The following is a 22,738-nucleotide window of genomic DNA, read 5'->3' as shown; positions in this document are numbered from 1 at the left end:
CGCATGCGTCCGGGCACGAACGGCCAAGGGTCAGGCGCGGCCCGGCTTCATCCGCTCGGCCGCCTCGCGCGTCGGGCGGGCCATGTCCTGCGCTACATCGCGCGAGAGCGCCTGCATCTCACGCGCCTGATCGGCGACCGTCTCCATCTGGCGGCGCAGATAACCGGTCTGAAGTTCGACGAACTCAGCGACCGAGCCGGCCGAGGCCAGCTTCTCCAGATGCGAGAATCCCATCTCAGCATTGGTGCGCATCGCCTCGATCGCCTTGCGTGATAAGGTCAGCGAGCCGTTGTGAACATTCTCCATCGTCGATTCGAGCGTGCGCGCCGCCTCGTCGGTGGCCGACTTCATCCGCCCGTAGGCCTCGCGCGACTGCGCCATCGAACGCTCCGTCATGGTGCGAAGCGTCTCCTGCATGCGCTGCGGATCGAAGCCCATCGAGGCCTGCGCCTGTGCGATCTTCTCCGGGTCCATCGCGTCGCGGAACGCCTCCTGGCTGCGTTGCGCTGCGTCCTTCATCGCGTCTTCCGGCTTCTTGTCACCGGTGTTCCCTGTGTCGACTGCCATGGTCTATCTCCCTGGACGGTGTGAAGTCATGAAGGTCAAACGGTAGCCGCCCGGCTCGGTTGCCGGTCGAGCGCTCGTTTCGTTCAAAAGTCTTCACGCAAATTAACCCTTTCCTGCCTTTGAGATTGTGACAATGCTCGCAATTCTGGATTTGTTCACGCCCGCGCCTTATTAACGAAACGTGAACCAATCGGCGGCGCGGCCGTCAACGGCAGGATATGGCGGTGAACGCGACGACGCCCGACATCATGGCTCTGGAGGAAGTGCGCATCGCCAACGAGGCAGGGCGCGCGGTCCTCGTCTTCGATCGCGATCTCGACCATATTCTCTTCGCCAACACCGCCGCCGCCGCGCTCTTCGGCTGGAGCGACGCGGCGGAGGACCGCAACCTCCCCGCGCTCGTCACTCGCCAGATCGCTGGCGTTCGGCCGATCCTCGAGGAGGACGGCGAGGCCATGCTGCGCGTCAAGGGCGGTGCGGAGGGCCTGCAGGTCTGGGTTACGGCCCACCTCATGAACATCGTCGCGGCGGACGGCACGACGCTGGCGCTCATGGCGGCACCGCTTCCGGGGGCGGCACGCGAGAGCGAGGCGGCCCTCGCCGGCCGCCTCCTTGCCGAATCGGGGTGCGCGGATCGCGTGGCAATCGTCTCTGCCGAGGGCATTCTCGCACGCACCGACGATCTCGCGGACGATGACGGGCAGTTGGCGGCGCTGCCGGGCAGCATCTTCCCCGCCGAAGATGCGGCGTTCGGCGGGGGCGCGAACATCTGGCCGGTCGCGAGCACGCTCGCGCTCGTGCGCGTGCCGGAACGCGCGATGAACGAGCCCGCGGCCTCTCGAGCGGGACCGGTGGATGCCGACGCGGCAGCCAGCCCGATCGGCGCGCTTCTCGATCGCTGGCGCAGCCGCGGCGGCGAACAGGCGAGCGTCCCGGCAGGAGAACCCGCGTCAGGAGAGGCTGCAACAGGCACCTCGGCTCCAGAGTCAGAGCCTGAGGCGCCCGAGCCTGACGCGACCAAGGCCCTGGAACACCCCGTCGCGCTCGACGAGCCAGATCGTTCCCGCACCGCGCCCGAAACCGAAGAGGTTCGCGAGGCTCCGGCTTCGCCTTTGGCCGAGCCTGCGCGCTTTGTCTGGCGGATCGATGCGGACGGACGCTTCTCGCATCTCTCACACGAGTTCGCCGCCGTTGTCGGGCCGGCTGCGGCCGACGTGATAGGCGTGGCCTTCACGGAGGTGGCGGAGGCCTTCGGCTTCGACGAGGACGGCGAGATCGCCGGGCTCATGCAGCGGCGCGACACGTTCTCGGGCCGCGGCATCTTTTGGCCGGTCGAGGGCACCGAGCACAAGGTGCTGGTGGAACTCGCCGCCCTGCCCGTCTACGGGCGCGACCGCGTCTTCGAGGGCTTCCGTGGCTTTGGCGTCGTGCGGCCGGAAGAGACGGTGAACGACCTGGAGGCGATCGGCATGATGCTCGTCGCCGAGGAGCCGGAGGCCGAAGACGCGGGCGAAGCCGTCCCGCGGGGCGGCCTTGCCGATGATTCCGAGGAGATGCCGGCCTTCGGCCGCCGGACGCCCGCGCAGGAGAGCGCTGCCATCGAAGACGAAGGCGGTGGGGACGCGGCCGGAACGGTGGTGCGGCTGGAAGAGCGGCGTCGCCGCGAACCGCTGCTGTCGCCCGCCGAGGCCGACGCCTTCCGCGCGATCGGCGCCGAGCTTTCACCGACGGACCAGACGGCCCGCCCCCTCCAGACGGGCGAGGAACCGGCGTCCGAACCGGAGAAGCGTGAAGCCCCCGTCGATCCGGAGCGCGCGAGCCTCGACCCGGAGCTTTCCGCGCTGTTCTCGGGCCTTCCGCTGCCGGTTCTGGTGGAGATGCGCACGCGCCCCGTCTTCGCCAATGCCGGCTTCTGGAAGCTGACCGGCTATCGTGATCTCGCCGCCTTCCGCGAAGCGGGCGGGCTCGACGCGCTGTTTGCCGAGGCGGAGGAGCCGCAGGACAGCGACGGCACCGGCGAGAGGCGACAGGTGCCGATCCGCCGGGCGGACGGTTCCGTCACGCTGGCGCGCGTGCAGATCCAGCGCGTCAGCCTTTCGGGCCGCTCCTGCCTCACCTTCTATTTCACCCCGGAAGGGGATCTCGAGCCGGCCGCGCCGGAAGACGATGCCGCGACCCACCAGCCGACCGCGCGCGAGGCGGCGGAAGCATTGCGCTCGGAGGTCGAGGAACTGCGGGCCGTTCTAGACACGGCGACTGACGGCATCGTCCTTCTCGATACGCCCGGCGCGGTGCGCTCCATGAACGGCGCGGCAGAAGCCTTGTTCGGCCTCTCGGCCGAGGACTATCGCGGGCGTGATTTCACCGAGCTTCTGGCCGCCGACAGCCGCCGGCCGACGCAGAACTATCTGGAGACGCTGCGCGAGGAGGGCCTGGCGGGCATCCTGAACGACGGGCGCGAGGTGGACGCGCAGGTCGCCGGCGGGGGCACGATCCCGCTTTTCATCACCATCGGGCGCCTGCCGGGCGAGCGCGGGTGGTGCGTCGTCCTTCGCGACATCGCCCATTGGAAGCGCGCCGAAGAGGAACTCGTCGCCGCGCGCCGCCAGGCCGAGGATGCGAGCCTGCACAAGAGCCGGTTCCTGGCCAATATCAGCCACGAGTTGCGCACGCCGCTCAACGCCATCATCGGCTTCGCCGACGTGATGACCTCCGAGACCTACGGGCCGATCGGCCACGAGCGCTACATGGAGTATCTCGGCGACATCAAGCGCTCGGGCCATCATGTCCTCGATCTCGTCAACGACCTCCTCGACATCTCCAAGATCGAAGCCGGCAAGGTGGAACTCGCCTTCGAGGCCGTCGCCCTGAACGACGTCGTCAGCGAGGTTGTGTCCTTGATGCAGCCGCAGGCCAATCGCGAGCGGGTGATCGTGCGCTCCAACCTGCCCGGCGGTATTCCCCCGGTGGTCGCCGATCGGCGCACGCTTCGCCAGATCGCCCTCAACCTCGTGTCCAATGCCATCCGCTTCACGCCGGCCGGAGGGCAGATCATCGCCTCCACGAGCTACGGCGAGAACGGCGAGGTAGCACTGCGCTTCCGCGATTCCGGCATCGGCATGACGGATCGCGAGATCGAGATCGCGCTGACGCCCTTCCAGCAGGTGAACGCCGCCGGCAAGGAGCGCGGTGACGGCACCGGTCTCGGGCTGCCGCTGACCAAGGCGATGGTGGAAGCCAACCGCGCGCTCTTCCGCATCGCCTCCACGCCGGGCGAGGGCACGCTGATCGAGATTACCTTTCCAGCGCAGCGGGTGCTCGCGCATTGATGATCGCAGCTTGAGTCGAGCGCGCGCCCCCGAAGGCTTGCTCGCGCCATCGAAGACAGTCATGGCAGGTTCCGCCCGGCGCCATGACGCCGCCATTGCGATTCGGCAACCCTCCCGCGTCGCACAAGGCCGGGCAAGCTAGGTTTCGAAAGGTCTGGAAGAGCCGTTGTCTTTCGCCACCACCCCACAGGCCGGGCCGCCGTCCGGCGACCGACAGAAGCGCAGGCGGCGCCCCAGGCGACGCTTCCTTCTGGCTGGGGTCTTGGTGCTGGTGATCGCGGGCGTCTGGTTCGCGGCCAACTCGACCATCGCCCTCAATGCGGCCGCCGCCCGCGATGACATCGAGGCCCGGCTCGGCGATCTGACCGGCCAGCCCGTCTTCGTCGGCGGTGAGATGGATTTCGAGTTCCTGCCGCGTCCGGTTCTGACGCTCGCCGACGTGCGGATCGGCGGCGTCGAGCCGGGGCTGGGCCTCTCGGTCGACAGGATCGTCGCCGAGCTCGACTTCCTGGATGCCGTTCTCGGCCGCACGGACGTCGCGCGGCTGACGTTGATACGGCCGGAACTCGCGTCGAACGAGTCGGCTTCGGCGCCTGTGCAGGATCGGGCACCCGCGACAGCTCCATCGCCTCCGCCTGCCGGGGCAGAAGCAGCCGAGGACGGCGCCTACGGAGCAGCGCTTCTCTATCTACGCTCTTTCTTCACGCGCTTCGAGGGCGTGCGTGCGGTCGAGATTCGCGATGGCGTGTTCCGCCCGAACGACGGTTCTCTCGGCTTTTCGAACGCCAATCTGACGCTCGATTGGCCCTCCCGATCCGCGCCCGCCACCATTGCCGGCAACTTCGTCTGGAACGGCCAGCCGACGACTGTCACGACGCATGCGGAGCGCCCCGTCGCCTTCCTCGACGGGGAGAGCAGCGCCGTGCGCCTCCTCCTCGAGGCGCCGCCGCTCGACCTGAGCTTCGAAGGCGTCGCGCAGGGTGGTGACGCGATCGGCCTCGATGGCAGCCTGCGGATCGCAACGCCCTCGGTCACCCGTGCGGCGCGCTGGCTCGGCCGCGGAGGATCGACCTTGCCGGACTTCGGCGCGGCTTCGATCGTCACCCGGCTCGTTCTGCGAAACGACCGCGCGGCACTGGAAGGCGCTCGCCTCGGCTTCGATGGCCAGGAGGGCGAGGGCGCGCTCGAAGCGCTCTTCCGCAATGGCGGCTCGACCGCCATCACGGGAACGCTGGCGTTCCCGCAGCTCGACCTTGATCGCTTCGCGCGCGCCGTCGCACCTCTGCCGCGTCATGCGCTTGATCTGCAGCGCCCGCTGGCTCTCTCTTTCATCGACGAATTCGACCTCGACCTGCGTCTTTCGGCCTCCGCGGCGAGCTTCGCCGGCTTCTCCGTCCGTCAGTTCGCGGCGGCCGTCATCTTCCAGGACGGCCGCGCGACGCTCGATGTCGGCGACGCCGAGATCCTGGGCGGACGGGCACAGGGGCGCCTCTCGATCGACACCCGTCAGCCCCGGCCGGTCGCGAGCGCGCGTATCGACCTTTCCGGTGTGTCGTCGGGCGATATCGCTGCTCTGGCCGGGATCGATTCCGTGCGCCTCGCCGGCCCGATGAACCTCACCGCCGAACTCGCGGGACCAGCGGGCAACTGGTCCGACATCCTGCGCCAGAACGAGACGCGCATACGCGTCTCGATGGCTTCCGGTTCCGTGACGGGGCTTTCGGCCGACGTTTTCCGCACCGCCGGCGAACGGAAATTCGAGGTCGATCCGCAAGCGCCGCCCACTGCCTTCAGTGCGATGAGCGCGGAACTGACGACCAAAGGCCCCTACGCCAATCTGGAGAGCGTGCGCATCACCGTGCCGCAGGGCGTCGTTGAGGCTTCGGGCTTCCTGTCCGTGATGGACGACCAGATGATGGTGGACGGGACCTTCGAGCCTGCCGCGACGAGCGCCGCCGCCAATGTCGGTGCATCCGAGCCGTTCACCTCATCGCAAGAGATCGGGTTCACCATGCGGGGTGAATGGCCCGCCCCGACGATCTTCGTCGGATCGAGCGAAAGGCCCATCTAGGCGCTCCACACAGCGGCGCCAAAGGCAGGAGCCGCCCGTTGCCGAACGCCCGATCCTCTCTTCGAACCGCTCTTCTGGCGGCGTGCGCCACCACCTTTTTCGCCGGAGCTCCCGCTGCAAGCGCGCAGGATGAGGCGCACCCCTCTCAGGCCATACAGCGCGCCGAGACCTGCGCCGCGGACTATCATTCTCGGCTGGGCACGATCCGTGATCGCGAATTCGAGACACTGAAGGCGGCAGCGAGCACCATTGGCGACGTCGATGCCGCCTTGCCCGGCCGTCTGATCTTCGCGCGGGTTCGCGGCGACGGACAGGACGTGCAGCGCGCCCGCGGCGCGGGCGAGACGCTGGCGCGCCGGCAGGGTCGCACGAGCTTTGCGCGCGACGCCAATACGCGCTGGATCGCCGAGCGCATCCGCGAAGACCTCGGCGACTATCTGCGCCAGAAGCCGACGCCCTATCTGTGCGCCGGCACCGCCGCCTATCTGACCGTGCTGCGTGACTACGCCGCGCAGGGCGCGCCCTCGCCCGCGCGCATCGCGGAAGACCTTGCGGTCCAGCGCGAGACCACCGCGCGGAGCATCGACGCCGTCTATGCCGCGATGCGTCCCGCTCCCCTGCCCCGCTTCGCGCCGGCCGACAGGCCGGGCCTCCTGGCCATTGAAGGCCTGCGCATGGCGCTCGACACCAATCTGCGCGAGGCGACGAGCCCAGCCGTTCGCGTCGCGTCGCGCGAGGGCGACACCCGCATTTCCGAAGGGCAGATCGACCCCGACCTGCCGCCGCTCACGCAACTGCCCGGACGGCGTCTGGACTCCGAAAGCGACATCGTACGCGCGCTCGAAGTGCTCGTGCGCCGCACGTTGCACGAAGGACACCTCGCCCCGATCGAGGCCGCCGAAATCGACGTCAGCGAAACGCCGCGGCCCGTCCTCGCGCGCCTCGCCGCTCTCGATCGACATCTGAAAGCGCATCCGATCGCCGATCCGCTCGTACGCCCGGCGCTCGAGACCGCTCTCTCGGACCTTGAGATCCTCGACTACCTCCAGGCGGCGCAGAACGGTACCGCCGATCCGATGAGCGGCGCGCTCCACGCGACGATGGACGCGATCGAGGCGGCGCGGGCCGAGACCTGCACCTGCGCCGACTGACCGGCTTCAGCCGGCCTCGGCCGCCAGCCGCTCGTCCCGCAGGCGCCGCACCTCGCGGCGCTTGGTCACCAGCGTCGCGGCGATGACACCTGTGGCGACGACCCCGATCAGGATGGTGGAGATCGCGTTGATCTCCGGCGTCACGCCAAGCCGCACCTGACTGTAGATGCGCATGGGCAGTGTTGTCGCGCCCGGTCCCGAGGTGAAGCTCGCGATCACGAGGTCGTCCAGCGACAGGGTGAAGGCGAGCATCCATCCGGCCGCGACCGCCGGCCAGATCACTGGCAGCGTCACGAGGAGGAACGCTTTGAAGGGCGGGCAGCCGAGATCCTGAGCGGCCTCCTCCAGGCTCCGGTCGAAGGAGAGCAGGCGCGACTGCACGACCACGGCCACGAAGCACATCGAGAAGGTGATGTGCGCGAGCGCGATCGTCCAGAAGCTGCGATCGATGCCGACGGCGACGAACAGAAGCAGCAGCGAGAGGCCGGTGATGACCTCGGGCATGACGAGCGGGGCGTAGATCATGCCCGAGAACAGAAGCTTGCCGCGGAAGTTCGCGTAGCGCACGAGCGCCAGCGCCGCCAGCGTGCCGAGGACCGTCGCCGCACTCGCTGAGACGAAAGCCACCCGTAGCGTGACCCAGGCAGCGTCCAGGAACATCTGGTTGTTCCACAGCGCGCCGTACCACTGCGTCGAGAAGCCGCCCCAGACCGTGACGAGCCGGGAGGCGTTGAACGAATAGACGACGAGCAGGACGATCGGCAGATAGAGGAAGGCGAAGCCCACCACCAGCGAGACGATGTTGAACGGAGACAGGCGGTTCACAGCGCGCGCTCCCGGTATCGCTGGAAGGCCACCATCGGCAGGACGAGGACGAGCAGCAGGATGATTGCCACGGCCGATGCGATCGGCCAGTCACGATTGGCGAAGAATTCGTCCCACAGGACCTTGCCGACCATCAGCGTCTGCGAGCCGCCGAGAAGGTCGGGAATGACGAACTCGCCAACGGCCGGAATGAAGACGAGGAAACAACCCGCGATCACGGCAGGGATCGAGATCGGCAGCGTGATCGACCAGAAGGCGCGCAATGGCGGGCAGCCGAGGTCGCTCGCCGCTTCGATCAGCCGGTAGTCCATGCGCTCGAGCCCGGCATAGATCGGCAGAACCATGAAGGGCAGATAGGAATAGACGATGCCGATATAGACCGCCGTCTCGGTGTTGAGGATGGCGAGCGGCTGGGAAATCAGCCCCGTCCAGAGGAGGAACTGGTTGAGATAGCCCTCCGAGCGCAAGATGCCGATCCAGGCGTAGACACGGATCAGGAAGCTCGTCCAGAACGGCAGGATGATCAGCATGAGAAGGACCGGCCGCCAGCCCTGCGGCGCGCGCGCCATCGCGTAGGCCAGCGGATAGCCGATCAGGAGGGCGAAAACAGTCGAGATCGCGGCAATGCGCAGGCTCGAGAGATAGGCGTCGAAATAGAGAGCGTCGCCCGCGACCCAGAGATAGCTCTCGAGGGTCAGCTCGCGCACGTTCGCGAGGAAGCCCGACAGGCTCTCGAAGGTGAAGACCGGCGTGTAGGGCGGCTGGGCGATCGCCGCGACCGAGAACGAGATCTTCAGGACAATGGCGAAGGGGACCAGGAAGAGCGCCAGCAGCCAGAGATAGGGCACGGCGATGACGAGCGCCCGGAACGCGCCGCCCTCACCGCTCGCCCTCGCTCGCTTGGCCCTGGCTTTCTGCGCCATCGCTCAGTCCTTCAGGAGCACGCCCGCATCGGGCGCGAAGGTGAGCCAGACGCGCTCTTCCCAGGTGATCTGCTCGGCGGCGGCGCGAACCGAGTTGACCACGGTGGCGCGGACGATCGCGCCCGTGTCGAGCTTGACGTTGAAGAGCGTCACATCGCCGAGATAGGCGATGTCCCAGACGGTGCCCTGGATCGCGTTGACGCTCGTATCCGCCGGAGCCTGCCGCGAAAGGCGCAACTTCTCGGGGCGGATCGCGAAGGCGATCTCCTCTCCAGCCCTGGGCCGCAGTTCGCTTTCCACCTCGATCGCATGCCCATCGGCCTGCAGGCGCACGCGCCCGCCGTCGACGGAGGAAACCGTGCCGGTGAGGATCGAGACGTTGCCGACGAAGTCGGCGACGTAGCGGCTCGTCGGTGCCTCGTAGAGGATGGCCGGCGTCGCGACCTGGCTGATGTGCCCTTCGCTCATCACGGCGATCCGGTCGGACATCGTCATCGCCTCCTCCTGGTCATGTGTGACGACCACGAAGGTGAGACCGAGATCCTGCTGAAGGTCCATCAGCTCGAACTGCGTCTCTTCGCGCAGCTTCTTGTCGAGCGCGCCGAGCGGCTCGTCGAGGAGCAGCACTTTCGGCCGCTTGGCGAGCGAGCGGGCCAGTGCGACGCGCTGCTGCTGGCCGCCCGAGAGCTGCTGTGGCTTGCGCCCGGCGAAGCGCTCGAGCTTCACGAGCTTCAGCATCTCGGCGACGCGTGCCTCGATCTCCGCGCGCCCCATCCCGTCCTGCTTCAGGCCGAAGGCGATATTCTTCGCAACGCTCATATGCGGGAAAAGCGCGTAGGACTGGAACATCATGTTGAGCGGGCGCCGGTGCGGCGGCATGCCCGTGATGCTCTCGCCGTTCAGCCGGATGTCGCCGCTCGTCGGCGTTTCGAAGCCGGCCAGCATACGCAGGAGCGTCGACTTTCCGCAGCCGGAGGGCCCGAGCAGCGCGAAGAACTCCCGCTCGAAGATTTTCAGGGAGAGATTGTCGACGGCCGCGACATCGCCGAAGCGTTTGGTGACGGCATCGAACTCGATCACCGGCTTCTGCGCCGGGTCGTTCCATGGCTCGAAGTTGCGCCGGATGTTGCCCAGCGATTTCAGCGCCGTCGCCATCGCGCGCTACCCCCTGCCCTGCTTGCCGCCCGCCTCAGCGGCCGGTCTTGATGGTCGTGAAGGCGCGGGTCACGAGACGTTGGGTGCGCGCATCGTAGGGCAGCTTGATGAACAGCGTCTCGAGCGTCGCCTCGTCCGGGTAGACGGCGGGATCGTTCAGGATCTCCGGGTCGATGAGTTCCTGCGAGGCGAGGTTGCCGTTGGCGTAGACGACATAGTCCGTCGCGCGGGCGATGATGTCGGGCCGCATCATGAAGTTGATGAACTGGTGCGCGGCATCGACATGCGGCGCGTCGGCCGGGATCGCCATCTGGTCGAACCACATCAGCGCGCCTTCTTTCGGGATCGAATAGTCGATCGACACGCCGTTGCCGGCCTCGTCCGCGCGGTCGCGCGCCTGGAAAACGTCACCCGAGAAGCCGATGGCGACGCAGATGTCGCCGTTGGCAAGCGCATTGATGTACTCCGACGAGTGGAAGCGGCGGATGAAGGGGCGCACGCTCATCAGGAGTTCGGTCGCCGCCTCGATATCGGCGGGCTCGCGCGAATCCGGGTCGAGGCCGAGATAGGCGAGCGCGGGCGGGAAGATCTCGCCGGGTGAATCGAGGAAGTCGATGCCGCACTGGCTCAGCACCTCGGCATTCGCCGGATCGAAGACGAGCGCCCAGGAATCGGTCGGCGCGTCGGGCAGGAGTTCGGCAACGCGGTCGGAATTGTAGCCGATGCCGGTGGTGCCCCACATGTAGTTGATCGAATGGGCGTTGTCCGGATCGTAGACCGCCGTGCGCTCGTCGATCAGAGGCCACATGTTGGAAAGGTTCGGCAGCTTCGACTTGTCGAGTTCCTGAAAGACGCCCGCCTCGATCTGGCGGCCGAGATACTCGGCGGACGGCACCACCACGTCGTAGCCGGACGAGCCGGCCAAGAGCCGCGTTTCGAGAATCTCGTTGGAATCGTAGACGTCGTAGACGACGCGGATGCCGGTCTCCTCGGTGAAATCGGCGAGGATCGATTCGTCGATATAATCCGACCAGTTGAAGACGTTGACGACATTCTCCTGCGCACTCGCGGCGGCAGGGATGAAGAGCAGCGCGGCGAGAGCGGCGAAACGGGCTGTCATGGCGGGCAACCTTTCGTTCAGTCGGACGGGCCGTCGCGACTTGTGTGCGCCGCAACAGAAACTTTGCCCACTATTTCGGAGCGTTTTCGCAAAGGAAAGGCGTAAGCTTAGAAAATTCCCGCCCGATCATCGGTTTTCCCGAAGCATGTAGACAGCGTCCTGCCCGTAAGGCGCGAGCTTCGCCTGTAATCCACCCCGGATCGCGGGACGAAAGCCGAAGCGCGACCAGAAACCGCCCGTGCCGTAGACCGAGACGAGCGAGGTGGAGGGGTAGGCTGCCGCCTCGCCCAGAAGGATCTCGACGCCGCGCTGGGCGTGCCCGGCGCCCCGCGTTTCCGGCGCCAGCACGAAGTCGTGGAGGTAATAATCGTCTGGCGCCTCCGGCAGTGCGCCGAGCAGCGTGTCGAGCGGTGGTGGAGCAAAGCGCATCGAAGGGTGTGAGACGGCATAGCCGCTGACAGTTCCCGCCCCGTCGAGGACGAGGCAGCCGGCCGGAAACAGCCGCACGCGTTCGGCGAAGACCGCTTCGGCCTCCGGCAGGGCCGGATGAACGCGCGCGGCCAGTCGCATCACCGCCGTGAGGTCCTCGTCCCGCATGATCCGCCAGACCGGGCTTTCGGCGCTCATCGCTTCTCCCTTCAGTGAAAATCGTAGGGCGACAGCCCGGCGACATGCGGGTCGAGCGCCAGCGGGCGCGTCAAGGGTGGTTCGGCGCGCGCCGGACATGCCGCGCGTTCGCAAAGGCGGCAGGCCGGGCCGATCGGAACCGGCGCGACACCTTGTGGAAGCATCGCGGCATAGACCGTCTCGCCGGCCTGCGCCAGATCAAGGCCGAGGAGCACGGCCGTGCGGCGCGGGCGCTCGCCGATGCCGGCCGCCAGTCCCGCGCAGCTTCGCGCGACGAGGAGATAGGCCGTGCCGTCCGGCGTCTGGGCGGCTTCGGCAAGGACACGCTCGGGCATCGCGAAGACCTCGTGGACCGGCAGCTTGACGCAGGCACCGCCGAAGCGCTGGTGCGGAAAGCCGCGCGCGCCGGCCCTGCGGATACGGTTGCCGGCCTGATCGACCTCCATCGCGAAGAACGGCAGGCCGGGGGCGGCAGCGCGCTGCAGGCTGGTCAGCCGGAAGGCCGCACGCAGGAACGAGACCTGAAAGCGCTGCGCCAGAAGCCCGGCGTCGTAGCGCAGTCGGAGCGCGGCGCTCTGGAACGATGCATAGGGCATCGTCAGCGCGTCGGCGGCATAGGCCAGAAGCTCGGTGCGGGCGAGCCGGCTCGCTTCCGGCGTCGTGAAGGCGAAGGTGGCGATCTCGGCATCCACCGCTTCGCGCGCTTCCAGTGCCATCGCTTCGGCGGCCATCTCGTGCAGCCGTTCCGCCTGCGGCAGGCGCTCTGAGAGAAAGAGCCGCCGAGAATGACGGTCGAACCGACGCCGCCAGGACGGCATCGTGTCTGCCGGAAGCACGCGCACGGCGATGTCGTGGCGCTCGCGCAGCCAACGCCGCAGCGCGCCGGCCGGATCGTCGCCGGCCGCGAGAGACTCGTGCAGCGTCTCGGCTGCCCTGTCGAGCGCGGGAAAATGGTTCGGCCGTGTCTCGAACGTCTCCCGCACTTCGTCACTCGGCAGACGCGGCGCGGCCTCGACCGCACGGCCTCCGGCAGCCAGAAGTCCGGACAGATCGGACAGCCGCTCCTCCAGTTCCTTGTAGGCGCGATGCAGGCGCACGATGCCGGCCGCCGCGTTCGGTGCCGCTTCCGCGACCTCGACCAGTTCGCCGTCGCCCGGCAGTTCGTCCGAGATCAGCGGTTCGGCAAAGACGGCCTTGAGCTGCGCCAGCACGTTCGCGCTGTCGCCCGTCGCCTTCAGGCCGGCCAGATCGATACGGTAGGTCTCGGCGAGCTTGAGGATGATCTGCACCGTCAGCGGGCGCTGGTTGCGCTCGATGAGGTTCAGATAGGAGGGCGAGATGGCGAGTTCCTGCGCCATCGCCGTCTGGGTCAGCTTCAGCCCCTGCCGCAGGCGCCTGATGCGCGGCCCCGCGAAGATCTTGCTCTCGGACATCCGGCCTCGCCTTGACAACGCTTCGACAACACTGACGGCGCTGATCGTGACAAATATTACATCTTTACTGCCTTGAATTGTCAATTCACCGACCGGGTGACCGCCCTCAGTCGTCCATCTGCAGGATTTCCCGATGCAATCCTCGTCTGATTGTCACAGCTTCAAGTGACGGGCGCATCAGCCACGATAGGTCGAGTGCTCATGAAGCAAGAGGGAGTTTAGCCGTGACAGATTTTTACAAGCTCGTTCCCGCCGCGCCGCACGGACGCTATGATCGGGTGGAGCGCAACTACACGGCCGCCGAGGTCGAGCGCCTTCGTGGCTCGATCGCCATCCGCCACACCTTGGCCGAACAGGGCGCCAACCGCCTATGGCAGCTCATTCACGAGGATGGCTTCGTCAACGCGCTGGGTGCCGTCACCGGCAATCAGGCCATGCAGCAGGTTCGCGCGGGCCTGAAGGCGATCTACCTTTCGGGCTGGCAGGTTGCGGCAGACGCCAACACGGCCTCGGCCATGTATCCCGACCAGTCGCTCTACCCGGCGAACGCGGCGCCCGAACTATGCCGCCGTATCAACCGAACGCTCCAGCGGGCCGACCAGATCGAGTGCTCCGAGGGCGAAGGGCTCTCCGTCGACACCTGGTTCGCGCCAATCGTCGCCGACGCCGAGGCCGGGTTCGGCGGCCCGCTCAACGCCTTCGAGATCATGAAAGCCTTCATCGAGGCAGGCGCTGCGGGCGTCCACTTCGAGGATCAGCTCGCATCGGAGAAGAAGTGCGGACATCTGGGCGGCAAGGTGCTGATCCCGACGGCCGCGCACATCCGCAACCTCACGGCCGCGCGCCTCGCCGCCGACGTGATGGGCACGCCGACACTCGTCATCGCGCGCACCGACGCGGAGGCCGCCAAGCTTCTGACCTCAGACATCGACGAACGCGACCGCCCCTTCGTCGATTACGAGGCAGGGCGCACGCCGGAGGGCTTCTACCATATCCGCAACGGGCTGGAGCCGTGCATCGCGCGCGCCATCGCCTACGCCCCGCACGCGGACCTCATCTGGTGCGAAACATCCAAGCCCGATCTGGAGCAGGCACGGAAGTTCGCCGAGGGGGTGCGGCGCGAGCATCCGGACCAGCTTCTGGCCTACAATTGCTCGCCCTCCTTCAACTGGAGAAAGCACCTCGACGACGCGACCATCGCCAAATTCCAGCGCGAGCTGGGCGCGATGGGCTACAAGTTCCAGTTCATCACGCTCGCCGGCTTCCACCAGTTGAACCACGGCATGTTCGAACTGGCGAGCGGTTATCGCGATCGGCAGATGGCGGCCTATTGCGAGCTTCAGGAGGCAGAGTTCGCGGCCGAGGCCAAGGGCTACACCGCCACCAAGCACCAGCGGGAGGTGGGCACCGGCTATTTCGACGCCGTGTCGTTGGCGATCACAGGGGGCGCCTCCTCGACCACCGCGATGGGCGGCTCGACCGAGCACGACCAGTTCCGCCCCGCACAAAGCTTTCCCGCGGCGGCAGAGTGACCGCGCGGTATTGACCAGCACATCAAGGGAGAAGTGTCATGAGCGCAGTTGCCGAGATCGAACGTCCCCGCACCCGCGTCCGAGAGCGGGCCGAGGAACAATCCAGCGCGATGAGCGAAAACCAGCAGGCCGCGATCCGCAGCCTCGCCAACGATCTTCATCGCCTCAACCAGTCGGTGATGAAGGCGGTGGAGAGCGGCGTCAGCGTCGAGCTCGTCCGCTCGGCCCGCCATCACTCCGGCAATGGCTGCTGGGGCGATCTGCTGACGCCCGTCGTCCTGCACGCACGCGGCTGAGAATGCCGCAAGGCCGGCTTTGAGAAATGGGGGCGCGCGGGCTATCATCCGCGCGCCCCACCCGCATGTCGAAGGATCGCATGGTCGAGCGTATCAAGGCCCCGAAGTCAGAAGCCGCCGCCCCCTCGCACTTCCAACGAGACGGCGACGAGGCGCGAAAGCAGGGGCGACAGGCACGGGAGGTGGCGCGCGATCAGGGCCGAGAGCCTGCGGGCTTCCTCGACGTGGAGCCTTCGCGCCCCCCCTTCATCGACCGACCTCGGGGCGTGAAGTCGATGGAGGAGGCCGCCCAGTGGCTACGCTGGCGCGGCATCGACGACATCGAATGCATCACGCCCGATCTGGCGGGCGTTGCGCGCGGCAAGATGATGCCGGCCAAGAAGTTCACCGCCAACACCTCGCTGGCGCTGCCCTCCGCGCTCTTCATGCATACGATCTCGGGCGACTATCCGGAGGAGACGGGCGACTTCCGCTATTCGCCGAACGACGGTGACCTCAAACTGATGCCGGACCTGTCGACGCTCTCCGAAGTGCCTTGGGAGAGCGATCCGACCGCGCAGATCATCTGCGACGTCGTGGACGTTTCGGGCAACGCCGTGCCCTACACCCCTCGCAACGTCCTGAAGCGCGTCCTGAAGCTATACGAGGACAAGGGCTGGAAGGCCGTCGTCGCCCCCGAAATCGAGTTCTACCTCGTCTCCAAGAACATCGACCCCGACTATCCGCTCACCCCGCCCATCGGCCGTTCAGGGCGTCAGATCCAGGGCGGGCAGGCTTACTCCATCGGCGGCGTCAACGAGTTCGACGAGCTGATCGACGACATCTACGACTTCTCCGACCGACAGGGGCTGGAGATCGATACGCTGATCCACGAGGAGGGCGCGGCCCAGCTGGAGATCAATCTGCGGCACGGCGATCCGATCGAGCTGGCCGACCAGGTCTTCATGTTCAAGCGCACCATCCGGGAAGCCGCGCTCAAGCACGGCATCTACGCCACCTTCATGGCCAAGCCGATCCAGGGCCAGCCGGGCTCGGCCATGCACATCCACCAATCAGTGGTGGATCGCGAGACAGGTGCCAACATATTCTCGAAGGCGGATGGCGAGCCGTCGCAGCTCTTCTACCACTTCATCGGCGGCATGCAGCGCTACGTGCCGGCCGCGCTCATCATGATGGCGCCCTACGTCAATTCCTACCGTCGCCTGACGCATGGCATGTCCGCCCCGACGAACAACGCCTGGGGCTTCGACAACCGCACGACGGCCTTCCGGGTGCCGACCTCCGACGCCGTCGCGCGGCGCGTCGAGAACCGCCTGCCCTCCTCCGACGCCAACCCGTATCTGGCGCTGGCGGGCTCTCTCGCCGCCGGCTGGCTCGGCATGACGGAGGGCATCGACCCGGACCAGCCAACCGACCGCACCGTCAACGAGGACGGGGTGATCTCGCTGCCGCGCGGCCTTCTGGAAGCGGTCGCCGCCTTCGAGGCGGAAGACCCGTTCCAGGACGTCCTGTCGCGCGAGTTCGTAGCGACCTTCGCCGGCGTCAAGCGCGGCGAGCACGAGACCTTCATGCAGGTCATCAGCCCCTGGGAGCGCGAGTTCCTGCTGCTCAATGTCTGAGGCCGCGCCCTACCAGTCTCCCATATCGCCGGGCGTCTCGGCCTACGAGGCCCTGCTCGAAGAGCGCCCACGCTACGCCGCGCTGGACGGCTCGGCCGCCTATGACGTTGTCATCGTGGGCGGCGGCTTCACCGGCGTGTCGGCGGCTGCGCATCTGGCGCTCGCCGGCGTGCGCGTCGCGCTTGTGGAGGCTGCCCGCCTCGGCGACGGCGCCTCCGGACGCAACGGCGGCCAGCTCGGCACCGGCCACCGCCTCTGGCCTGACGAACTGGAGCCGAGCCTCGGCTTCGAGCGCTCCAAAGCGCTGTTCGACATGGCCGAGGACGCCAAGGCGCATCTTCTCGCCTTCGCGCAAGCTCACGGCATCGATGCCGGCTACGTGCCCGGCCAGATCTCCGTCGCGCACAGGAAGCGGCTGGTCGACGACTATCGCGAGCACGCCGGGAACCTCGCCGAGCGCTACGGCTACCCGCACGCCACTTTCCTGAACGCGGCAGAAACCGCCGAACGGCTGGGCTCGAACGTCTATCATGGCGGCATCCGCGACACGGGCACCGGTCATGTCCAGCCGCTGCGGATCCTCGTCGGCACCGCGGGCGTAGCGGCCCGCGCCGGCGCGGCGATCTTCGAGGAAACGCGCGCACTCAGCCTGGGAAAGGATGGTGGCAAGGTCGCCGTCGAGACCGATCGAGGTACGCTGACGGCCGATCGCGTGCTCATCGCGACCAACGCGCACGGCGGCGATCTTGATCGGCGCACCGCCGCGCACGTCATGCCGATCCGCTCCTTCATCGCCGCGACCGCGCCGCTGCAGCAGCCGCAGCGCGTCATCCCGGGCGGCGAATCGGTCGACGATTCGCGCTTCGTCGTGCGCTATTTCCGCCGCACGCCGGACAACCGCCTGCTGTTCGGCGGCCGGGAGGCCTATTCGAACGGCGGCGACAGCTCCATCGAACCGGCGATCCGAAAGCAGATCGAGAGCGTCTGGCCGCACCTGAAGGGCGTGCCGATCGATCATGCCTGGGGCGGTTCGGTCGCCGTCACGATGACCCGCATGCCCTATGTCGCCGACGTCCGGCCCGGCGTGACGGCGATCGCGGGCTTTTCCGGTCATGGCGTGATGCTGTCGAACTATTGTGGGCGCCTCTACGCCGAGCAGGTCACCGGAGGGCCGGACAGGCTGAATATCCTCAAGGAGTTGAATATACCGGCCTTTCCGGGCGGTGCCGCGTTGCGGGCGCCCTTGCTTTTCATGGCGATGACGTGGTTCTCCCTCCGGGATCGCTTCTGAAGGACGCAGAGGCCACTCGAAGGGACCGATGCAGAACTCCAAGGACGACCCGAGGTCGCGCAGGCTCGATCTGCGGCGCGCACTTCGTGAGGGGACCGCCGAGAACCATGAGCGCCTCGACGCGCGGTTCGCCGCGATCCTCGATCATCTCGACGGCGATGCCTATGCGCGCTTCATCGCGATGAACCACGCCTGCCACGAGGCGATCGAACCCGTGGTGGCGGCGAGCCCACTTCTCGATCTTCTGCCCGACTGGCCGCAATGGTCGCGCCTGCCGCAACTTCGACTCGATCTGGAGTCTATGCAGGTCGTGGAACTGCAGGTTCCCGAATTTCCGTTGCGCCAGCTGGACTTGCCGCAGGCCATCGGCGTTTCATATGTGGTGGAAGGCTCGCGCCTGGGAGCAACTCTCATTCATCGACGCATCGAGGAAGCAATCGCCGGTGACAGCCGGCTGAAGGCACGGCGCTACCTTCAGGGCGCCCGCGACGGAGACCGTTTCTTGGAACTGATGAGGGCCGCATCGACGCTCGAATGGTCGCCTGCGCGCACGACGCGAGCGGTGGAAGCAGCGCGTGCGACCTTCGACTTCTACGCCCGCGTGGCCGACCTCAGCGGCCAGCCCCTCTCGTGAACGAAGACGATCCCACGCAATTCCAGGTCGACCTCACCAATTGCGACCGCGAGCCGATCCATCTGCTCGGCCGCATCCAGGACGTGGGCTTCCTTCTCGTCGTCTCGATGGACTGGCTGATCGAGCGCGCCTCCGCCAATGTCGAGCGCTTCATCGGACGTTCTGCCAAGGACCTTCTCGGCGAGCCCCTGACCTCGATCCTTCCGCAGAACTCCGTCCACGCCATTCGCGGCCGCCTGCAGGTGCTTGCCTCCAACGAGGGATCCGAGCGCGTCTTCGGCCTCGACCTGATGGGCGACGGGCGCCGTTTCGACGTGGCGGTTCACATCTCGGGCGGCTCGGTGGTGATCGAGGCTGAACCGGCGACGAGCGAAGGCGAGGTCAACCAAGGCTCCCTCGTCAAGAGCATGATCACGCGCGTGCAGAAGGCACCGGACCTTCAGACCCTCTATCGCGAGGCGGTGCGCCAGCTTCGCGGTGTCACCGGCTTCGACCGGGTGATGCTGTACCAGTTCGCAGAGAGCGGCTCGGGTCACGTCATCGCGGAGTCGGCCCGCAGCGGCATCGGCTCGTTCCTTGGCTTGCACTATCCGGCGAGCGACATCCCCATTCAGGCGCGGGCGCTCTACGTCCGCAACCAGATCCGCTCGATCTTCGATGTCGACGGCACGGCGGCCGACATCCTGCCGTCGCTCGATCCGCACGGCAAACCGCTCGACCTCTCGCTCTCGGTGATGCGCGCCGTCTCACCGATCCATCTGGAATATCTGCGCAACATGGGCGTCGGCGCGTCTATGTCGGTGTCGATCGTGATCGACGGCAAGCTCTGGGGCCTTTTCGCGCTCCACCATTACGCGGCACGCCACCTGCCGCTGGACCTGCGCTCGGCCGTCGAACTGTTCGGCCAGATGGTTTCCCTCATCATCGAGGGGCGCCTCTACAAGGAGCGCCGACAGGCCGAAGAACTGGCCCGCACCATGCACGATCGCTTCGTGGCCCGGATCGTGGCGGCCACGCCCTCGGTCGAAGCTATCGCGGACTTCTCCGAGGAGCTGCGCGAGATCATTCCCTCGGATGGCTTCGCCGTCTACGCCAAGGGCCAATTGCGGGCCTTCGGCACCTGCCCGAGCTTCGAAGAGGTCGAGGCTCTGTCGCGTTTCCTCAACCGGACCGGCGCAAGCCGCGTCTACGCCAACAGCGAACTCGGGGCGGTCCACCAGCCAGCGCTCGACTATCTGGAAAAGGTGGCGGGCGTGCTTGCCATTCCCGTCTCGCGCGCCCCGCGCGACTACATCCTCTTCTTCCGCCAGGAGATGATTCGCACGGTCTCCTGGGCGGGCGATCCACACACCAAGGAGACCGGGTTCGGTCCGAACGGGGCTCGCCTGACGCCGCGCAAGAGCTTCGAGACCTGGCAGGAGACCGTGCGCGGTCGTTCCGTCGAGTGGAACGAGAGCGAGAAGCAGGCCGCCGAGGCGCTGCGCGTGTCGATCCTCGAAGTGCTGCTGCGCTTCAACGAGGAATCGGAGCGCCAGCAGGCGCTGGCCAACCAGCGCCAGGAACTCCTGATCGCCGAACTGAATCACCGCGTGAGGAACGTCCTCAGCCTGATCCGCGCGCTCATCGTCCAGTCCAAGCCCGGCGCGAGCGACGTGGACGACTTTGCACGGATCATCGGCGGACGCATTCAGGCTTTGGCGCGCGCGCATGACCAGATCACCCGCGAGAACTTCGCTGCGGTGCCGCTGACGGAAATCATCGAGACCGAGGTCTCGGCCTATATCGGGCCGAAGGCCTCGCGCGTTCGCGTTTCAGGGCCCCCGGTGCGCGTCGAGGCCCGCGCCTTCTCTACGCTCGCCCTCGTCCTGCACGAACTCGTCACCAACTCGGCGAAATACGGCGCTTTGTCGGATTCCTCCGGTGCGGTCGACATCACCTGGCGCGTCGACGAGAACGAGAACTGCGCGATCGAATGGCGCGAGAGCGACGGCCCGCCCGTCCAGGCGCCCACGCGGCGCGGTTTCGGATCGACCATCATCGAACGCTCCATCCCACATGATCTCGGTGGAGAGGCGCGCGTGGACTACAGGCTCTCGGGCCTCGAGGCACGCTTCACCCTGCCGGCCGGCACGTTCCACGTTCCGGCCAAGGCGGTCGCGCATCATATCGCGCCAGCCGGCGGGCCGATGGCACCCGCGCCGTTCGCGCCAGGCGCGCTTGATGGCCTGAACGGTCTGATCGTCGAGGACAACATGATCATCTCGCTTGATGCCGAGCAGGTGATGGACGACAACGGCATGGCGAACGTCTTCGTGGCCGCGAGCATCGCCGAGGCGCGCAAGGTGATTGAGGCGCAGGCCGTGGACGTCGCCGTCCTCGACGTCAATCTGGGTACGGAAACGAGTTTCGCCCTCCTGCCCGATCTCAATGCGAAGGGCGTGCCCTATGTCTTCGTGACCGGCTATGGGGAGCATATCGATTTCCCGCCGGCCGCCGGCAGGGTCGTGGCGATCAGGAAGCCCTTCGCGGCCGATGAACTCCTCGCCGCCATCGCTACAGTCGCCCGCGGGAAAACAAGTTGACGCTAATCGATTAAATCCTATCTTCCGGGCGAGATTCGTGCTGCCTTGCGGCAGCGTCCGGGCGGCCGCGCCGCTCTTCGATTCGAGGGCCCGCACCCCGTGTCCAGCCAGATCATACCCGTCGAACTGTTCGATTACGTCGTCTTCGGCGGCAGCGGCGACCTCGCCGAACGCAAGCTCCTGCCCGCGCTCTATCATCGCGATCTCGACGGCCAGTTGCCGGACGGCGCGCGCATCATCGGCGCCTCGCGCTCCGAGCTTTCCGATGAGGACTACCGCGCCTTCGCTTTGAAGGCGCTGGAGGCGCACGTGCCCGACGACGAGCGTGAGGACGCGGCGACGAAGCGCTTCCTCGATCGTCTGTTCTATCGACAGGTGGACGCCCAGTCCGATGACGGATGGGATGATCTGAAAAGCCTTCTGGACGAGAAGAACGGCGATCGCATCCGAGCCTTCTATCTGGCAGTCGGCCCCGGCCTGTTCGGCGACCTTGCCTCGCGCATCCGCGAAAAGGGCCTCGCCCACGACAACAGCCGCATCGTCGTCGAGAAGCCCGTCGGACGCGATCTGGAATCCGCCCGCGCGCTGAACACCGTAATCGGCGAGCATTTCGCCGAGGAGCAGGTCTTCCGCATCGACCACTATCTCGGCAAGGAGACCGTGCAGAACCTGATGGCGCTGCGCTTTGCCAACATGCTCTACGAGCCGGTCTGGAATGCGGCCTATGTGGACCACGTCCAGATCACCGTCGCCGAAAGCGTCGGGCTGGAAGGGCGCGCGGGCTATTACGACAAGGCCGGTGCGCTGCGCGACATGGTCCAGAACCATATCGTCCAGCTGCTTTGCCTCGTGGCGCTTGAGCCGCCCTTCGCGCTCGACTCAGATGCCCTGCGCGACGAGAAGCTGAAGGTCCTGCGCTCGCTGAAGCCGATCGACGGCTCCAATGTCGAGCATCTGACGGTGCGCGGGCAGTATCGCGCGGGCGCCTCGGCCGGAGGCCCGGTCAAGGGCTATCTCGATGATCTCGGCGCGCCGACGAGCGATACCGAGACCTTCGTCGCCATCAAGGCGGAGATCGACAATTGGCGTTGGGCCGGCGTGCCCTTCTACCTGCGCACGGGCAAGCGCCTCGCCCAGCGGATGAGCGAGATCGTCGTCACCTTCCGCAAGATTCCACATTCGATCTTCGGCGAGGGCGTGGGCTCGGTGGCACAGAACCAGCTTGTCCTGCGCCTGCAGCCGGACGAGGGCGTGAAGCAGTGGCTGATGATCAAGGACCCTGGCCCCGGCGGCATGCGCCTGCGCCATGTTCCGCTCGACATGAGCTTCGCCGAGAGCTTCGGCGTGCGCAACCCGGATGCTTACGAACGCCTCCTGATGGACGTGATCCGCGGCAACCAGACGCTCTTCATGCGCAAGGACGAGGTGGAGGCCGCCTGGGAATGGATCGACCCGATCTTGAACGCCTGGGCGGACGCGGAAATGAAGCCGCAGGGCTACACCGCAGGCACCTGGGGCCCGTCCGGCTCGATCGCGCTGATCGAGCGCGATGGGCGGACGTGGCACGAACCCGAGTGATCTGA

Annotated in this window: 17 protein-coding genes; 10 read left to right on the top strand and 7 right to left on the bottom strand. The window is 66.9% G+C overall.

The annotated features are described in order from the left end of the window. Positions 1-30 precede the first annotated feature (30 nt). Positions 31-567: a phasin family protein gene (locus tag H1343_RS05190; protein ID WP_246333354.1), complete on the bottom strand. Its 537-nt coding sequence runs from the start codon at positions 565-567 to the stop codon at positions 31-33. Between the two features lie 224 nt (positions 568-791). Here H1343_RS05190 and H1343_RS05185 point away from each other — a divergent pair, with 224 nt between their 5' ends. From H1343_RS05185 to H1343_RS05175, 3 genes are all read left to right on the top strand, one after another. After that, the gene (locus H1343_RS05185; protein ID WP_185984860.1) at positions 792-3,896 is read left to right on the top strand and encodes a PAS domain-containing sensor histidine kinase; all 3,105 of its coding nucleotides are present in this window, start codon (positions 792-794) and stop codon (positions 3,894-3,896) included. Positions 3,897-4,062: 166 nt separating this feature from the next. After that, entirely contained in the window at positions 4,063-5,967 is a 1,905-nt protein-coding gene (locus tag H1343_RS05180) for an AsmA family protein (RefSeq protein WP_185984859.1), read from the top strand. Between the two features lie 38 nt (positions 5,968-6,005). Beyond that, positions 6,006-7,118, top strand: coding sequence for a hypothetical protein (locus tag H1343_RS05175; protein ID WP_185984858.1), 1,113 nt, complete (start codon positions 6,006-6,008; stop codon positions 7,116-7,118). Between the two features lie 6 nt (positions 7,119-7,124). Here the strand turns inward: H1343_RS05175 and H1343_RS05170 are convergent, their stop codons facing one another. The 6 genes from H1343_RS05170 to H1343_RS05145 form a co-directional block, all read right to left on the bottom strand. Continuing rightward, positions 7,125-7,943: an ABC transporter permease gene (locus tag H1343_RS05170; protein WP_185984857.1), complete on the bottom strand. Its 819-nt coding sequence runs from the start codon at positions 7,941-7,943 to the stop codon at positions 7,125-7,127. After that, the gene (locus tag H1343_RS05165; protein WP_185984856.1) at positions 7,940-8,866 is read right to left on the bottom strand and encodes an ABC transporter permease subunit; all 927 of its coding nucleotides are present in this window, start codon (positions 8,864-8,866) and stop codon (positions 7,940-7,942) included. Before H1343_RS05165 ends, H1343_RS05170 begins: the two co-directional genes overlap by 4 nt. Before the next feature lie 3 nt (positions 8,867-8,869). Then, positions 8,870-10,009: an ABC transporter ATP-binding protein gene (locus H1343_RS05160; RefSeq protein WP_185985494.1), complete on the bottom strand. Its 1,140-nt coding sequence runs from the start codon at positions 10,007-10,009 to the stop codon at positions 8,870-8,872. 46 nt (positions 10,010-10,055) lie between these two features. Continuing rightward, on the bottom strand, positions 10,056-11,141 hold the full coding sequence (locus H1343_RS05155; RefSeq protein WP_185984855.1) for a polyamine ABC transporter substrate-binding protein: 1,086 nt from the start codon (positions 11,139-11,141) through the stop codon (positions 10,056-10,058). 126 nt (positions 11,142-11,267) lie between these two features. Further along, complete coding sequence (locus tag H1343_RS05150) at positions 11,268-11,768, bottom strand: GNAT family N-acetyltransferase (RefSeq protein ID WP_185984854.1); 501 nt, start codon at positions 11,766-11,768, stop codon at positions 11,268-11,270. An 11-nt stretch (positions 11,769-11,779) separates the two neighbouring features. Next, positions 11,780-13,201: a helix-turn-helix domain-containing protein gene (locus H1343_RS05145; RefSeq protein WP_185984853.1), complete on the bottom strand. Its 1,422-nt coding sequence runs from the start codon at positions 13,199-13,201 to the stop codon at positions 11,780-11,782. Positions 13,202-13,425: 224 nt separating this feature from the next. Between H1343_RS05145 and aceA the strand changes: the two genes are divergently transcribed. From aceA to zwf, 7 genes are all read left to right on the top strand, one after another. Continuing rightward, positions 13,426-14,733 (top strand): isocitrate lyase, encoded by a 1,308-nt coding sequence (aceA, locus tag H1343_RS05140; RefSeq protein WP_185984852.1) that lies wholly within the window; start codon positions 13,426-13,428, stop codon positions 14,731-14,733. 38 nt (positions 14,734-14,771) lie between these two features. Beyond that, positions 14,772-15,029 (top strand): SMc00767 family acetate metabolism repressor, encoded by a 258-nt coding sequence (locus H1343_RS05135; protein ID WP_185984851.1) that lies wholly within the window; start codon positions 14,772-14,774, stop codon positions 15,027-15,029. A gap of 80 nt (positions 15,030-15,109) precedes the next feature. After that, positions 15,110-16,648 (top strand): glutamine synthetase family protein, encoded by a 1,539-nt coding sequence (locus H1343_RS05130; RefSeq protein ID WP_185984850.1) that lies wholly within the window; start codon positions 15,110-15,112, stop codon positions 16,646-16,648. Beyond that, positions 16,641-17,939 (top strand): NAD(P)/FAD-dependent oxidoreductase, encoded by a 1,299-nt coding sequence (locus H1343_RS05125; RefSeq protein WP_185984849.1) that lies wholly within the window; start codon positions 16,641-16,643, stop codon positions 17,937-17,939. Before H1343_RS05130 ends, H1343_RS05125 begins: the two co-directional genes overlap by 8 nt. A 28-nt stretch (positions 17,940-17,967) precedes the next feature. Then, positions 17,968-18,573, top strand: coding sequence for a biliverdin-producing heme oxygenase (locus H1343_RS05120; protein WP_185984848.1), 606 nt, complete (start codon positions 17,968-17,970; stop codon positions 18,571-18,573). Next, on the top strand, positions 18,570-21,155 hold the full coding sequence (locus H1343_RS05115) for an HWE histidine kinase domain-containing protein (RefSeq protein WP_246333346.1): 2,586 nt from the start codon (positions 18,570-18,572) through the stop codon (positions 21,153-21,155). Before H1343_RS05120 ends, H1343_RS05115 begins: the two co-directional genes overlap by 4 nt. 99 nt (positions 21,156-21,254) lie before the next feature. Further along, entirely contained in the window at positions 21,255-22,733 is a 1,479-nt protein-coding gene (gene zwf / locus H1343_RS05110; protein WP_185984846.1) for a glucose-6-phosphate dehydrogenase, read from the top strand. Positions 22,734-22,738 lie beyond the last annotated feature (5 nt).

Source organism: Aureimonas mangrovi, assembly GCF_014058705.1.
GTDB lineage: Bacteria > Pseudomonadota > Alphaproteobacteria > Rhizobiales > Rhizobiaceae > Aureimonas > Aureimonas mangrovi.
This window is presented reverse-complemented; position numbering and strand designations above follow the sequence as displayed.